The sequence below is a fragment of the Enterococcus sp. E4-223 genome (genome assembly GCF_035727065.1).
In the GTDB taxonomy this organism is placed as follows: Bacteria; Bacillota; Bacilli; order Lactobacillales; family Enterococcaceae; genus Enterococcus_B; species Enterococcus_B faecium.
In genome coordinates, this window is sequence record NZ_JAPMLH010000001.1 from 341,291 (window position 1) to 356,234 (window position 14,944).

Below are 14,944 nucleotides of genomic sequence, written 5' to 3' on the forward strand. Positions count from 1 at the left end.
AACACACGCTCCTTTAAGCTTTTATCATGCTTTCATAAGGCATGACATAACAGATTCTTTCCTTGATCTCAATGATCAATACTTTCGTTCCCCGCTCAGCTGTCTGTTCTTGGGGGCTGTAAAAACAAGCTGGACGACTAATGGAACCGGTAACACTTTTCAACTGAATTTCTCCCATACCTCGTATAGGGATCGGTGTGATCACAACAGCTACTTGTCCTTCCAGAGTTTTTTCAGAAGACGACATCGTTGATTCGGCATGTTTCATCGGCATCAATATATAGAAATTAAGCAAAAATACCAACACTATCGATATGCCTCCACTAGCAATAAATAAAAATAAAGATGATTGATCTGTTAAACGCTCACCTAGAAAACCAAACAAGCTTGTGAAAGTTAACCAAGGGATAATAAGCATCGGATCAAGCGGGCCATCAAAATCGAATACATCTCCAAAAATAATCAATAGGACTGCCAATCCTGCACAAATCAGCAATGTATACCAATAAATCGTCTCAAGTGCGATTCCCCCTATCATATACACGCCTCCTTCCATTTCTACGTCTATCATACCAATGTTTGAAAACTCTGTATAGCTTCTTTTACCGACTCAGTGGTGTTTTTTATAGGAAGGTTGTGTTTATCGTTGACAATTTGTTAAATTTTTGTTTTCATGTTAAAATTTTCACAATAAATTCTTTCGAGGTAGCCTATGTTTCCTTTTTTTAAGAAAAAACCATTAAAGCTCCAGAACACGATCATCCTTGTCGTTTGTTTCTCCACATTCGTTTCTTTGATTGTTTCTGCCATATTGATCAGGAATTTTATTCTTTCGATGAACCGATCTAGTGTGTCAGATAAAATCTCTAGCATTGCTAAAATCGTTGCCAATGATAAACTCATCCAAAAAAAGCTGCAGACTGGTGACCCGACACATGCGATTCAAGGAATAACAAATGAAATCATGATTGCATCGAATTTAGATTTTATCGTTGTCATGGACCCTGAAGGCATTCGATATTCTCACGCAGACCCAAGTTACATCGGTCTTTCTTTCTCAAGTCATGAAGATGTGAAAAAAGTGATTGGAGGACAAGAATTTTTCTCTGAAAAAGAAGGAATGTTAGGGTTCGGCTTCCGCTATTTCGTCCCTATTTATTATGATCAAGAGATTATTGGTGCAGTTTGTGTTGGCTTAACAAACAACACGATTGACAATCAAGTCAAAGATGGACAAAAAATGATTGTTTTTTCATTGATTATCGGACTTAGCGTAGGCATCATAGGCGCCGTTTTTCTTGCCCAAAAAATGAAAAAAGTACTGCTTGGACTTGAACCACAAGAAATAGCAGAACAGTTAAGTGAAAAAACGATTATCGAAAATGAAGTAGATGAAGGAATCTTAGCCATCTCTTCTGATAAAACTATCCTCTTGATCAATACACCTGCAAAAAACATTTTCTACCAAACAGAGCAGCTATTGGATTTCGAAGTAGGAAAAAAAATCAGTGATAATCTATATGACGTTTTGTTTAAAGAGACGATTGAGCATCAAACGAGCGTTCGGACTCAATCCATGTATTTAAATGGGATAGAAACTATTTCTAGCGTTACACCTCTTTTTAGCAATGACCGTTTTTTAGGAGCAGTCGCAACTTTACGAAATCGATCAGAAGTAATGAAATTAATGGAGGAGCTTGGGGGGACGAAACAATATATAAACTCCATGAGAGCTCAAACCCATGAATTCATGAATAAACTTCATGTCATTTCTGGTTTGATTGATTTGAAGAAGTATGAAGAAGTCACCCATTTTATCCAGCAGCTAAATCAAAATTATAAAAAAGAGATTGGCCAAGTCTCAAGTCTGATCAAAGTTCCTGCAATTGCCGGTTTTTTATTAGGCAAAATAAACGAAGCCAAAGAACAATCTGTTGAAATGCTGTTAGAAAGCGATTCTTTTATCCCTAAAATGGAGATGGATGACTCCATCCATTCACTTTTGCAAGTGTTAGGGAACTTACTTGATAATGCAAAAGAAGCCGTGCTACAAAAACATGAAAGAAACGGACAGGTCCGGATTCATTTAAACTATGACACAGAAGCTGAAGTATTCATCGTGACCGTCTGCGATGACGGTGTCGGGATATCAGAAGAAATCTCAGAAAAAATATTTACGCTAGGTTTTTCGACGAAGGGAATCAATCGTGGGTTTGGGTTGAATCTCATCCATTCAATCGTCAAACGCCACGGTGGATTTTTAGAATTTTCTAAACAAACAAATGGCGGTACAATCGTCTATCTAGAATTACCAAAAAAGGAAGATCAAAATGATGACAAATGTCCTGATAATCGAAGATGATCCAATGGTTGCAGAATTGAATCGTACTTTTGTGGAAAGCATCCCTAATATGAACGTAATCGAAAGTTTCAGAAATGTAGAAGAAGGAAAAAAATATTTCAGACAAAAAAACGCAGATCTGCTGCTGCTTGATGTATACATGCCTGGCGAAAGTGGTATCCATTTTTTATCTTGGCTTAGACAGCAAGGAAATGATATCCCAGTGATTTTGATCACTGCTGCAGATGATATCGAAACCATAAAGAATGTGATCCGCTACGGTGCCTTAGATTATTTGATCAAACCGTTCACTTTGCAACGTTTTCAGCTGGCGATCGAAAAGTATCTTGCTTTCTCTCAGACAATCCAAACGACTGAAAAAGCCGATCAGAAATTGATCGATCAAGTATTCAACCACACCACTCCCATTCACGAAATACCATCATTCATCGATTTGCCTAAAGGTCTGTCAAAACTGACTTTAAAAAAATAAGTGCATTTATTCTAAAAGAAGATACTATTTTTTCAACAAAAGAACTGGCTCAAAAAAGCTCACTGTCACGTATATCAGTCAAGAAATATTTGAATTTTTTGGTAGAGCAAGATATATTGAACGAAAGAATCAAATATTTGGAAATCGGCCGGCCGCTAACCTGTTATGAATTGACAAAGAATGGGCGGAAAAAGCTCACAGATTACTGTTGAGTCATCGAATTATCCCATACAAAATAGTCCAAGTATACAGAAGTAACAACTGTTTACTTGGACTATTTTTAAACATTTTATTGACGAATATCCATGTTTTCTTATCTTAATTGACGGGCTTTAGGAAGAGATACCTCATTTTTCGTTTTTCCAGTTTCTATTATTTCACGAAAGTTCTCGAAACTTGTCGAAATCATATTTGATAATGCCTCATCTGTATTTGAACCTACATGCGGGGTTACAAGAACTCTAGGGTACATTTCTACTAATTGCTGGATAGCAGGGTCTGGAATCGTCTCCCATGGCTTGAAGGATCGGAAAAAAACCTCTGTTTCATTTGCAAAAACATCGGTTGCAAAACCAGCTAAATGATTGCTTTTCAAAGCTCTTAAAATAGCTTCATTATCTTGAAGCTCTCCACGGGCTGTATTGATCAAGATGCTGCCTTTTTTCATTTGAGCTAAAAATCCTTCATTGATCATTTGATCGTTTTCACCTGGGATATGAGGTACATGAATACTGACGATATCGCTTTTGGCTAATAACTCTTCAAGCGAGTGGAACGTCAATACTTTTTTAGCAGCTTCTGTCTGATGAATATCGTAGCCGATAACTTTGGCTCCTAGTCCCTTAAACAAAACAGCTTCCGTCAACCCTATCCTGCCTGTTCCTATGATCCCTACTGTGCAATTTCTGATTTCACGACTAAACATTTGCTCATCCACTCGAAAATCTTTGAAAGATGTTCGGATCGTCGTATACGCAGTATTTCTCAAAAGCATCATGGCAAAAGTCAAAGATAACTCTGCTATCGCATTTGGCGAATACGATGGTACACGGGCTACTGTCATACCAAAATCAGCTGCCGCTTGTAGATCGATATGATTGACTCCCACAGTCCGTGTAAAAACATAACAAATCCCATATTCCTGCATTTTTGCAAGATTGGTCTCATCTGCTATACAATTTCCCCTCAACAATACAGCATCATGGTCCTTTGCTGACACGATATTGTCATGTGTCAACAGTTCTTCATAAAGACTGAGATCATAATGGTAAATATTCAATTTTTCAAAAAAATCTATCTCGTTCGGACGAACACCGTAACATGCGATTCTCATACTTTCTTCCTCCATTTCTTATGAAAATAAACCTATGCCATGAATCATTTGTAATACAACGATCCATACAGGTGTCAGTACCACAGCAAAAATAGTTGACAGTAAGGATGCATTGGAGGCTAAAAGTGCCTCCCTATCAAAACTGATAGCATAGGCTGCTGCCACTGTTGCAGCTGGTGTAGCCATCATGATAACGATTGTTGCCAGTGCTTCAAAATTGACTGGTAGAATATTCGTTGCCGTCAAAACTGCTAGAATCACGATATTCAATGCAGGTACAAATACCACTTTGACTAGACTGTAATACCATGAAGTTTTTTCAGATGCAGCTTTTTTGAAGCTTACTTCACCTAATGTTGCGCCGATTGCTAGCCACGCCAATGGTGAACTTAAACCAGCTAAATAATCCATCGGCTGAAATAGCCACGGTGCAGTCTGGTCAATTCGCAAAAACGCTACTTGGCTTATCTCTCCTTCTGCACCTGTAACTGACACTTGTGGCAGATACCCTTGGAACAGCCAAATGAAAAGGCCGGCAAAAGTAGCGATAATGATTGGATTGACGAACATCGCTTTGATATTTTTAGCTTCCATCTTCAAGCCACTCATTTTTATGTATCCATAAGAATACAAAAAGATTCGGTAGCCAATATTGAAAATTGAGGAATACATCACGCCGACAGGACCATAAATCGCACTGACGATAGGCGTTCCGAAAAAGGTCGTAGAACCAAAGATCGTCAGGACACGCAACGTTGTTTGCTTATCCCCTTTATAGCTTAAGAAAAAAGGTTTTGAAACTAGAATAAGAATAATATAAATAACTAATCCCCAAATCAAGACATTGATTCCTTGCATCAGTAATTCTGTATTGATATCTTGCATGAAAGCTCGAAATGCCAGTGCTGGCAAAGCCACTGTTAAGACGACTTTCGATAGAATTTTTCCAACAGATTCAGAAAAAATCCCCTTTTTTCTACAAACAAACCCTAATAATATAATAAAAACTGTTGAAGTGATTGCACTGACAATCGACATATCTGTCAAAGTCGATCGAAAAATGTCAAATAAGTTCATCTTTCTCCTCCTAATTATGTTCATTTATTCACAATAAAAAAACGCTTTTATTTTGCTAATACGTATTAACATTTTTAATTTTATCTTTACATTGTTACTTATTGAACAATAGGAAATTAAAGAAACTTTTGAAACTTATGTAAAGTGATTTTTACTAGAACACAAAAAAAACCTTAAAACCAAACTTAAGAAGTTTAGTTTTAAGGTTAACTTAAATTATATTATGCGTGGAAACGTTCCACGCCATCTAGATAAGTTGCTTCCAATGTCATATCAGGGTTCAATACGATAAAGTCTGCATCGCGTCCTTGAGCGATTTTTCCACATGTATCATCGATTTTACAGCTGATTGCTGGAATCAGACTAGCCATCATGACTGCTTGTTCTGGTGTTGCTAATCCCCAGTCTACAACATTTTTAATTGCTTCTTTCAATTTCAATATACTTCCAGCTAAGTTGCCAGATTCTAGACGTGCTGTTCCTTCTTTTACTACTACTGGAAATTCGCCTAAATTGTAATTTCCATCAGGCATCCCACCGGCCATCATACAGTCTGTAATTAATGCGACATGATCATGTCCTGCTTTTTCCATTAGGATTCCCGCAGCATTTGGATGTACATGATGGCCATCACAAATCAATTCAGAAAAGACATGTTCTAAAGATAATAACGCACCCACCATACCTGGTTCGCGATGATTCAATCCACGCATACCATTGAAAGCATGGACAAATACACTGGCGCCTGCTTCAACAGCTTTTTGCGCTTCTTCTAGCGTAGCGTTACTGTGACCTAGAGAAACAACTACTCCTTCTTCAGTCACTTGTTTGACAAACTCTTCTACACCTTGACGTTCCGGTGCTAAAGCAATTTTTTTGATTAAACCGCCTGAAGCTTCTTGCCATTCATGGAAAGTATCCAAATCAGGATCCCCGAAATAACTTGGGTTTTGTGCCCCTTTGTGTTCTTCTGTGAAGAAAGGACCTTCAAAATAGATTCCTTTGATTTTAGCTCCTGGTGCTTCCTGATACATTTTGCCGATTGTCTCAGCTACATCTTTTAAACGTTCTTTGCTTGACGTCAATGTTGTTGGTAAAAATGAAGTCACTCCACAAGATAACAGACCTTCAGACATCACTTTGATGCCTTCTGCATCATTATCCATTACATCATGATTCATATAGCCGTGAATATGTGTATCTACCAAACCAGGAGCAATCCATTTGCCGCTTTGGTCAATGATGTTGACTTCTCCCTCAGGTAGTTCTTTGGTGTATTCACCAAAAAGTCCATCGGTAATTTCAAGATAGCCTGCATGTTTGACACCTGACGCTAAAAAGAATTTGTCAGCATAGATAAAAGTTCTCATTCTATTCTCTCCCTTTGTTTTTCTACCTCTAAAGTACTCTTATTTAGAGAAGAAGTCAAGAATGGTCTACACCATTTACAAATTTTTTGAAATTTGTTTCACAGCTTGTGCTAAGCCTTCATAGAATGCTGCTCTTTCTGGTTCTTCTTTACGCTTGTATATTAAGCTTTTAAGCACAAATAAATCATTGAGGTAATAGTAGCTATTCTTCTCTTGAGCCCAATAGATTCCTTGATTCACCTGTTCTAACGCTTCGTCGATTTCATTTTGATGGAATAAGAAATTTCCATAATTATAAAAAATTTGCGAAAATTCACTTTTTGATCGTTCGTCAGCTGATTGGTGCAACAGTTGAATGCTTCGACTCAAATAATAGCGTGCTTCAGCCGTTTTTCCTGCAACACCATATATTTTTCCAATGCAACTGATCAGTTGTATTTCTGTGTCAGAAACATGGATTCTTTCTTTTTGGCTAGAGTAACTCAATGCTTCTTTCAAATAATAAAGGGACTGAGAGATATTTTGGCGCAACGTGAATTCGCAAACACCGAGATAATAATAATAGCGTTGAAAGTCAGTTGCTTGATACAGATTTTCAGAAATATCAGAAGATTTTAGTACTTGTTCTAACTTCCGATAATCACGTTTTTGGAAACAACTATCCAACAGTTCAAACAATTTATCGTTTGTCCGAGTAGTTTTTCGAGAGAGATTCATCACATGATCAATCGTTACCCCTAGCCGTTGACAAATCTGCATCATCACCAATACATTCGGCAGTTCCTCATTATTTTCGATCCGACTTAATACACTTTGTGAACAAATATCTTGCGAAAGCATTTTTTGCGTCATTTTTTGTTCTTTTCGAATCTCTTTAATGATCGTTCCAAAGGACTCGATTAACGTTTCCATAAGTATCCTCCCCAAAATATGCGTATTCGCATTCTATTCGTATTTTACTTTAGGAAGTCGCAAACTTCAAGAAAAGACTTGCAACTAAATAATATACTTTAGTTATTTAAGAAAACTCCACTAGAAAGAGAGCCTCAGTGTGTTTGTCTGTGGCCCTCCTACTGAAAAATTTGGTTTTTAAAATCATTTTTGGCGATAGGTTGCTAGGAATTCTCTCATTTTCTTAGCTGTTTGTTTCAAATCATCCATTTTAGGAAGATAAACGATTCGAAAATGATCTGGCTGGTTCCAATTAAATCCACCACCATGTACAAGTAGAATATGATGTTCATGTAAAAAGTCCAAAACGAATTTTTCATCATCCAAAATATTGAATCGCTTTGTATCAATTTTTGGGAATATATAAAAAGCAGCTTTTGGTTTTACGGCTGAAAGACCAGGAATATCATTGATTGCATTATAGATATATTCTCTTTGTTCATAGATCCTTCCGCCTGGCAGGAGCAGCTCATCGACACTTTGATAACCGCCTAGCGCGGTTTGGATAATTTGCTGAGACAATACATTGGAACACAAACGCATGGAGGACAACATATTCAGCCCTTCTATATAGCCTTTGACGTGTGACTTATCTCCACTTAGGACCATCCAACCTACTCGAAATCCTGCTACACGATGAGATTTGGATAGACCATTCAGCGTAACAACGAACAAATCAGGCGCTAATGTAGCAATCGGAATATGTTCTAGACCATCCATCACTAAGCGATCATAGATTTCGTCGGAATAAATAATCAGGTTGTTTTGTCGAGCAACTTCAACGATTTCTTCTAATAATTCTTTTGGATAAAGTGCCCCAGTAGGATTATTAGGATTAATGATAACAATAGCTTTTGTCCGACTCGTTATTTTTGATTTGATATCATCAATATCAGGATACCATTCTGCCTCTTCATCGCAAATATAATGAACAGGTGTGCCTCCAGCTAATGCAATAGAAGCCGTCCACAACGGATAGTCCGGCATTGGAACCAGTACTTCATCTCCATTGTCCAGCAACCCCTGCATACACATCGTGATCAATTCGCTCACTCCGTTGCCGGTGTAGATATCATTGATCGTCACATTCGGAAAATGTTTCAGTTGGCAATATTGCTCAATTGCTTTTCTAGCAGAAAAGATCCCCTTGGAATCTGAGTAGCCTTCTGAGTCACGGGCATTCATGATCAAATCACGAATGACTTCGTTTGGTGCTTCAAATCCAAAAGGTGCGGGATTTCCCGTGTTCAATTTTAAAATACTAATGCCCTCTTCTTGCATCCGCTCCGCTTCTTCTAGAACGGGACCGCGAACATCGTAACTGACACCTTCTAATTTGTTGGATTTTTCAAATTCTCTCATCACTTAGCCAATCCCTCATTTCAAAAAGTTAGAACTTTCCAAATTTTTTGTTATTTACTATTTCAATATCATACTCCATCCTAGAAAATTTTGCCACTTATTTAGGAAAAACGTAAGTATTAAAAAAACACAAACAAGCGTTGAGAACTTAATTTTCATGATAGTCATTCCATAGATTCGCTGCCCAATCCATTGCAATTCCACAAATGATTCCTAGCATAAAACCAAGCAAAAAACGTCCGAATGCAAGTCCAATCAATACACCTAAGATCATTCCCAGTCCTGAAAATTCTCCGTCATATTTCTCCATCTTAATAAGTCCTCCCATTTTTGAGCTTGACAACTATGTAAAACCTCGCTATCATTATTGTGTTATTATTACGCAGACGTGATGGAATGGCAGACACGCCACTTTCTATTAGTAAATCTGTGGTTTTATATCGAGCAGATGTGTTGGAATTGGCAGACAAGCATGATTGAGGGTCATGTGAGCGTTAGCTCGTGTGGGTTCGAGTCCCATCATCTGCACTACAACTCGTGAAGTTAATTTTGCTTCACGAGTTTTTTTGTTTGAACGTTTCTTTATGCCATTATATACATATCACTGTATCCTTTACAAAAAGAACGTACAATCATGTAAACAGCCTGAGGTGAGTATATGAAGGTCGTAAACAAGCTACTCGTAGAAACTTGCAAGTGTTAAAACAATTAATCGAAAAACGAGTAAAATCCCTCACCTAATACTAAAGCGAGGGATTTTTTGTATATTATCTGTTTATCACCGTTATTATAAAGGTACAAATACCAAGCACGGTTAATCCAAATTGCATAAATTCATTTTTTTGTACACTCATGCTTTTCATTAGCTCTTTAACTGCCATTAGTACTAAGATGGCGATAACAACATAAAGTATATAGTACGTCCGCATTCCGGAAGCCCATACTGTGGGAGAAAATCCCATAATTAACCTTGAACAAAACCCCATTATCATCAAAATAACTAAAAAAATAGAAGTTTTCTTATTGTCAAAACTTAAATAAATTCCAACAATTAAACATAGTAATAATGCCAAGACTACTAAAGTAGCTATCCAAGTACCTGGATAAAAAAGTGACAGTTTCGTTCCTAACTCTGTAAAGAGATTATTCAGGTTACTACTACTCCAAATCATTGCCCTTTTATTACCATTGACGTAAGTAAAGCTTTGACCCATTGTATTACCAAAATAAATAATCAGGTTTAAGAAAAACGGTAATGCAGTCAATATACGCACATAATAGTTTTGACATTTCCTATATGTTAGAAGGAAAATTAAGAAAAATAGCAATAAAAATAAGATATTCATGTCTAAAAAAAACGGCTTTCCAAATGATGAAATACCTAAATCTAACTTATTAAGAAAGTTGAAATTTTTATATTCAGGAAACCATTTATTAATTTCATGTGCAGCACGTAATGCATTCCCTGGAGTTGTCAAAGAGAAAATTAATTCTGCTAAGCTTATTATTGAAAATACTGATAACTTATAATTATATCGTCCATTGACAATCAAATATAAACTAACTATACTTGTTAGAACAAAAAAACAGGCGTTGACTTGTTCTTGATTAGTTAAAAATATCAATAAAGGAATACTTACCCAATATATTTTTCTATTTATTTCTTCTCCTCTTAAGAGTTGAAAAAACGGATAAAAAGTTAGTAAACTAAATGCTACTGGCCACTGATAGTTCAAGGTGGTTGCTCTCCAACCGGTTTCCCCCATTACTGTCAATGGTATTAAACAGTATATAGAGCAAACCAATAATAAATTTTTAACATTTATTTTCTCAAAAACATACTTGCAAAGTAACACTACAATTCCTAACATAATCGTAGAATTTAATAATTTCCATAGCATAAAGTGTTTAGAAAAGAACATTAAGAATAGTTCTATAATAATTCTTGAACTCCATGTCTTATAATGTTCTATCGAAGCACCCAAATAGCCAAGTTCATCTAATCTACTTGCATAAACTACGTCATCCGCTCTCATAGTCGGCATATACATATTAAAGAGCAAAAAGATACCCCAAATCCCTATTAGTAACAAGATCAGTTCTTTGTTATTCGTTATTTTTCTATTATGTTTGTTCATTTTTATACTCCTTCTTATATTTCCTAATAGAGTATAACATAGCTTTAAGCATTACTTAAAGATAACTTAAAAGTTATCTTTTAAATACTTATATGTATCCCCTCATGTGTGGGCTGAATATATCGTAAAATGAATATCAGAAATTGCACATCCTTCACTACACCTTCATCGTTTGACTGATTGCATCGCCACATTGATTCCGTATGCCTTTTTGATGTCTTGCCGAGCAGTCGCTTGAGATTAAATACACGTTAATTCTTTAGGTGTTCCGTGTTCTATCACAAGTACGTAAACATAAGTTCCAACTACACCTTGTGGTTTGTCGAGAACCAGCCAGCCACACGAACTGTTTTGTCTATTACTTTTTTGAAATATCTAGTTTGCCATAAACGTTCCCTTGATACGTTGGCGTGCTTGCTGATACTTTATCATCAAGGCTCTGATCTTCAGTACTGCTATCAGGTTTCAATGCGGGATTATCATAGTATTTTTTAAACTGTGAATAAAGTAGTCTTGCATTTGAGCAGTGATTGCTACAGGAACTACAAAGTAAGATTACAGCCATAATGCCCTGTCAGTAGACACGTTATTAAGCCATTTATACGACATAAAAAACCATTCAACGAGTGATCTAATATATAACTGCAACTTATATACAGGTAGTTTACGTACACTCCTTTCGCCACAACGCTCTATTTTTTGCAGTCGGTTATTTTGCTTTTTTAATCGTTTAATTTCAAGATTTACGCCTTCTGTGGATAGATATAATGCTATATTTTCTCACTTATGAATTAAGGAATGGCTTCTTTTCACTTCTTGAAATACACTTTTTAAGCGATTTATCTCTTAGATCATATAGATGAAATACTGTCTTGAACACTCATTCTGCTTCCATATTTTTCTTTTGAAATAACTTTTAAAACAATAAAATTAAAAGCTTTCTATCAAATTGACCCTATGTTAGAATCGATAAAAAGAGGAGGTTTGGTATGGAAATTTCTCATATTACGTTAATTGTTAAAGACTTAAATAAAACTTCTGTATTGTTAAATACCTTATTTGATGCAAAAGAAATCTACGATAGTCAACAAAAAAAATTTTCATTATATCCAGAAAAATTTTTCTTAGTTAAGGACCTATGGATTGCAGTAATGCAGAATTCGTCGAATAAACTGCCAAAGACATACAATCATATTGCTTTTAAAATTGACGAACAAGATATAGATTCGTTTGTCTCAAAAATCCAAATGTTAGGTTTAACTGTCGAACCAGGACGTTCTCGTGTGAAAGGCGAGGCTTCTTCAATTTACTTTTACGACTATGATAATCACCTCTTCGAGTTACATACCGGTACTCTCCAGGAACGTTTAAAATCCTACAATTCCGCTACCTGAGACTAGTAATGACTAGTCTCTTTTTATGGCCTCTGATCCCCCCATTGAGCGAATACTAATAGGGCTTCGAATTGATCTGTTCAATCTTTAAGCAATATCCCTCAAATGAGTTTGGAAAGTTTAGTGATTCATCACAAATACTTAAATACATGTAGTTATATATAGATTGAGGTTCTTGTGAGCGTATGCTCGTGTGGGTTCAAATCCCATCGTCTGCATCCATCTTTCCAAAACAAGCGGCTAGGACATTTTTGTCTCAGCCGCTTGTTTTCTAGTTTATTCTTTCATCTTGTCGGACCTTTTTTCTTGGGTATAGACTTTTCTCATATTCTACCACAATTTTGGGTTTCCCTAACACATGATAGGATCTCACAACAAATTGCTTTCTATTATTATAATAACCTGTAACGACTAACTTCATCCCTTCGTCTACTTCAGCTAGGAAGTTCAAACTATGGGAAGCAATCAAACAATTGACCCCATTTAAACTGAAACGGATCAACGGTCTGGCACTGACTTGCAAAGTACGGATCTTATCTACTGTTCCATATTTTTTCTCCATAACCTTCACCTCAATACCATTATACGAACATACATTCCCTTTGTAAAGAAGAAACTCTGTTTTATCTTGTTGACTTTTTGTCTATTACCTTTCTTAAAATCATATTGGCACTTCCTGCGAAGATGAAGGACATGTACTAAAAAAAGAGGCAGCAGTATAGATTACTGTTGCTTCTTTACTAATTTAGGTTTACTTGTTAAGAAAGATTATTTATGCAAATGTTCTTCAACAATTTGCTGAGATTTATCAGCTGTATCTTCCACTTCATCTTTTGCTTTTTCTAACTTTTGAATATATTGTTTCAAGCTTGAGTTTTCAGCAGTTGCTTCGTCTAATTTCTTTTGTGTATCTGTTAACTGAGTTTCTACATTTGTTTTTTCTTGTGTAAGTGTTGCGATTTGTTGGTTCAAACCATTTACAGTATTTTGTAATTCTGAAAGTTTTGCTTGTGCTTCTTGTAGTCTTGCTGTCCAATCTGCATTCAGATGATTGATTTCATCATTTTTTTGGTTGATCTCATCTAGTTTGACATTGATTTCATTTTGTTTGCTTTGTAGTTGTGCATCCTTGCTGACTAATTGACTTTCTAAGTTTTGTTTTTCTGCTGCCGATTGATTTTTTGGTTTTCTAATTCATTTACTTTTGTTTGGTATTCTTGGACATCTGCCTTTGAATCTTGCAATGTCTGTTCTTTTTGTGCTAGTCGAGCGGTAAGATCTGTAATCGCTTGCTCTTTATCCGTCAATGTATGATCAAGCTGTGTCAGATTCTCATTGATTGTATCAATATCTGTCTCTCCACCCCACAAAATAATTTCATTTGCGTACCGCGTGCCTGTGTAGCCAATTAGACATAGAAATGCAACGACAATCCCACCAGTAATAAATTTCTTTTTCATTTGCATAGCTCCTTAATCCAATACTTTTACATACTAAAAGTAAGTGATCTCAAACACAATGTCAAGCGTTTTTAAATTACATATGTAATTTTAATATAAATACTATCAAATACTCATTTAATCCTCCTTTTTTATCTATTTAAAAAATCTTTTTTATAGAGAAAAATGCAGGTTAATACTTTCTTAAATAAATATTTATGGTGAACAAAAACAAAAAAGCAAGTTTTATTAAACGTAACCCTTTTCATTTCATAGATTACTGTATTTATTACAAAAAACGTGGATTTGTCATAAATTGTCATGCTTCTTTTACCTATGAAATATTTTCACGTGTTAAAGTATTCCTCGTTGAACACAACAAATAAAACTTTTTAACGAATAAAGGAGATTTTTCATGACATCACTTAAAACTTTACTTTTTGGAACAACTTTGGCTGCCGGCGCTGCATTCTTCATGGGAACGACTGCTCATGCGGACGAAGCTTATACCGTTCAATCAGGTGATACTCTATCAACGATTTCTCAAAAATACGTTGGTGATAACTCCTTGATCAATGCCATTGCAGAATCAAATTCAATTTCTGATATTAACCTGATTTACTCAGGACAACAATTAACAATCCCAACAGAAGGCTCTGCACAAGCAACCGTTCAAGAAGCACCAGTCCAAGCTGAACCTGTTCAAGCTGAACAACCTGTTGTACAAGAAACGGTTCAAACGGAAACACAAGCAGCGCCTGTTGCTGAAACACAAGCTGCTCCTGCTGTAACAGAAACTACTGCTACTCCAGCAAGCACAAGCTCTGCAAAAGAATGGATCGCACAAAAAGAATCAAGCGGTTCTTACACAGCAACGAACGGACGTTACATCGGCCGTTACCAACTAGATTCTTCTTACTTAAATGGTGACTACTCTGCTGCGAACCAAGAAAGAGTAGCAGAACAATATGTTACTTCACGTTATGGTTCTTGGGAAGCGGCGAAAGCATTCTGGGAAGCAAACGGTTGGTACTAAGATTCATTTA

Annotated in this window: 12 protein-coding genes, 1 tRNA gene and 2 pseudogenes; 5 read left to right on the forward strand and 10 right to left on the reverse strand. The window is 36.2% G+C overall.

Annotated features, from left to right (window positions below):
- Window positions 1-13 precede the first annotated feature (13 nt).
- The gene (locus OS139_RS01715; protein WP_002331842.1) at window positions 14-538 is read right to left on the reverse strand and encodes an NfeD family protein; all 525 of its coding nucleotides are present in this window, start codon (window positions 536-538) and stop codon (window positions 14-16) included.
- Between the two features lie 174 nt (window positions 539-712).
- On the opposite strand from OS139_RS01715, the gene OS139_RS01720 reads away from it, so the two are divergent.
- Entirely contained in the window at window positions 713-2,362 is a 1,650-nt protein-coding gene (locus OS139_RS01720) for an ATP-binding protein (RefSeq protein WP_325066777.1), read from the forward strand.
- A pseudogene (locus tag OS139_RS01725) lies at window positions 2,331-3,046 on the forward strand (response regulator). Before OS139_RS01720 ends, OS139_RS01725 begins: the two are co-directional and overlap by 32 nt.
- 101 nt (window positions 3,047-3,147) lie before the next feature.
- Here the strand turns inward: OS139_RS01725 and OS139_RS01730 are convergent.
- From OS139_RS01730 to OS139_RS01755, 6 genes are all read right to left on the reverse strand, one after another.
- Window positions 3,148-4,167: a 2-hydroxyacid dehydrogenase gene (locus tag OS139_RS01730; protein WP_002299757.1), complete on the reverse strand. Its 1,020-nt coding sequence runs from the start codon at window positions 4,165-4,167 to the stop codon at window positions 3,148-3,150.
- A gap of 18 nt (window positions 4,168-4,185) precedes the next feature.
- A complete protein-coding gene (locus OS139_RS01735) occupies window positions 4,186-5,187 on the reverse strand; it encodes an AEC family transporter (protein WP_079291926.1) in 1,002 nt (333 codons plus the stop codon).
- 278 nt (window positions 5,188-5,465) lie between these two features.
- A complete protein-coding gene (nagA, locus tag OS139_RS01740) occupies window positions 5,466-6,614 on the reverse strand; it encodes an N-acetylglucosamine-6-phosphate deacetylase (protein WP_002289803.1) in 1,149 nt (382 codons plus the stop codon).
- 75 nt (window positions 6,615-6,689) lie between these two features.
- Window positions 6,690-7,526, reverse strand: a complete 837-nt coding sequence (locus tag OS139_RS01745; protein WP_002292704.1) for a helix-turn-helix domain-containing protein — start codon at window positions 7,524-7,526, stop codon at window positions 6,690-6,692.
- 183 nt (window positions 7,527-7,709) lie between these two features.
- Window positions 7,710-8,927 (reverse strand): pyridoxal phosphate-dependent aminotransferase, encoded by a 1,218-nt coding sequence (locus OS139_RS01750; RefSeq protein WP_002303757.1) that lies wholly within the window; start codon window positions 8,925-8,927, stop codon window positions 7,710-7,712.
- Between the two features lie 148 nt (window positions 8,928-9,075).
- Window positions 9,076-9,255, reverse strand: coding sequence for a hypothetical protein (locus tag OS139_RS01755; protein ID WP_002306896.1), 180 nt, complete (start codon window positions 9,253-9,255; stop codon window positions 9,076-9,078).
- Window positions 9,256-9,371: 116 nt separating this feature from the next.
- Between OS139_RS01755 and OS139_RS01760 the strand changes: the two genes are divergently transcribed.
- A tRNA-Leu gene (locus OS139_RS01760) sits at window positions 9,372-9,455 on the forward strand.
- A gap of 239 nt (window positions 9,456-9,694) precedes the next feature.
- Here the strand turns inward: OS139_RS01760 and OS139_RS01765 are convergent.
- Complete coding sequence (locus tag OS139_RS01765; protein ID WP_002295438.1) at window positions 9,695-11,065, reverse strand: DUF6056 family protein; 1,371 nt, start codon at window positions 11,063-11,065, stop codon at window positions 9,695-9,697.
- A gap of 989 nt (window positions 11,066-12,054) precedes the next feature.
- Here OS139_RS01765 and fosX point away from each other — a divergent pair.
- Window positions 12,055-12,459, forward strand: coding sequence for a FosX/FosE/FosI family fosfomycin resistance hydrolase (gene fosX, locus OS139_RS01770; RefSeq protein WP_002306897.1), 405 nt, complete (start codon window positions 12,055-12,057; stop codon window positions 12,457-12,459).
- A 271-nt stretch (window positions 12,460-12,730) separates the two neighbouring features.
- Here the strand turns inward: fosX and OS139_RS01775 are convergent, their stop codons facing one another.
- A complete protein-coding gene (locus tag OS139_RS01775) occupies window positions 12,731-13,021 on the reverse strand; it encodes a hypothetical protein (protein WP_002295437.1) in 291 nt (96 codons plus the stop codon).
- Between the two features lie 206 nt (window positions 13,022-13,227).
- Window positions 13,228-13,919, reverse strand: a pseudogene (locus OS139_RS01780) (DNA-directed RNA polymerase subunit omega).
- Between the two features lie 394 nt (window positions 13,920-14,313).
- Here OS139_RS01780 and OS139_RS01785 point away from each other — a divergent pair.
- Entirely contained in the window at window positions 14,314-14,934 is a 621-nt protein-coding gene (locus OS139_RS01785; protein ID WP_002331845.1) for a LysM peptidoglycan-binding domain-containing protein, read from the forward strand.
- Window positions 14,935-14,944 lie beyond the last annotated feature (10 nt).

Excerpts from the sequence above, each read along its gene's own strand:
- OS139_RS01775 (WP_002295437.1), bottom strand. The coding sequence starts at position 13,021 with ATGGAGAAAAAATATGGAACAGTAGATAAGATCCGTACTTTGCAAGTC.
- nagA (WP_002289803.1), bottom strand. The coding sequence starts at position 6,614 with ATGAGAACTTTTATCTATGCTGACAAATTCTTTTTAGCGTCAGGTGTC.
- OS139_RS01730 (WP_002299757.1), bottom strand. The coding sequence starts at position 4,167 with ATGAGAATCGCATGTTACGGTGTTCGTCCGAACGAGATAGATTTTTTT.
- OS139_RS01750 (WP_002303757.1), bottom strand. The coding sequence starts at position 8,927 with ATGAGAGAATTTGAAAAATCCAACAAATTAGAAGGTGTCAGTTACGAT.
- OS139_RS01755 (WP_002306896.1), bottom strand. The coding sequence starts at position 9,255 with ATGGGAGGACTTATTAAGATGGAGAAATATGACGGAGAATTTTCAGGA.
- OS139_RS01720 (WP_325066777.1), top strand. The coding sequence starts at position 713 with ATGTTTCCTTTTTTTAAGAAAAAACCATTAAAGCTCCAGAACACGATC.
- OS139_RS01715 (WP_002331842.1), bottom strand. The coding sequence starts at position 538 with ATGATAGGGGGAATCGCACTTGAGACGATTTATTGGTATACATTGCTG.
- fosX (WP_002306897.1), top strand. The coding sequence starts at position 12,055 with ATGGAAATTTCTCATATTACGTTAATTGTTAAAGACTTAAATAAAACT.
- OS139_RS01785 (WP_002331845.1), top strand. The coding sequence starts at position 14,314 with ATGACATCACTTAAAACTTTACTTTTTGGAACAACTTTGGCTGCCGGC.
- OS139_RS01765 (WP_002295438.1), bottom strand. The coding sequence starts at position 11,065 with ATGAACAAACATAATAGAAAAATAACGAATAACAAAGAACTGATCTTG.
- OS139_RS01745 (WP_002292704.1), bottom strand. The coding sequence starts at position 7,526 with ATGGAAACGTTAATCGAGTCCTTTGGAACGATCATTAAAGAGATTCGA.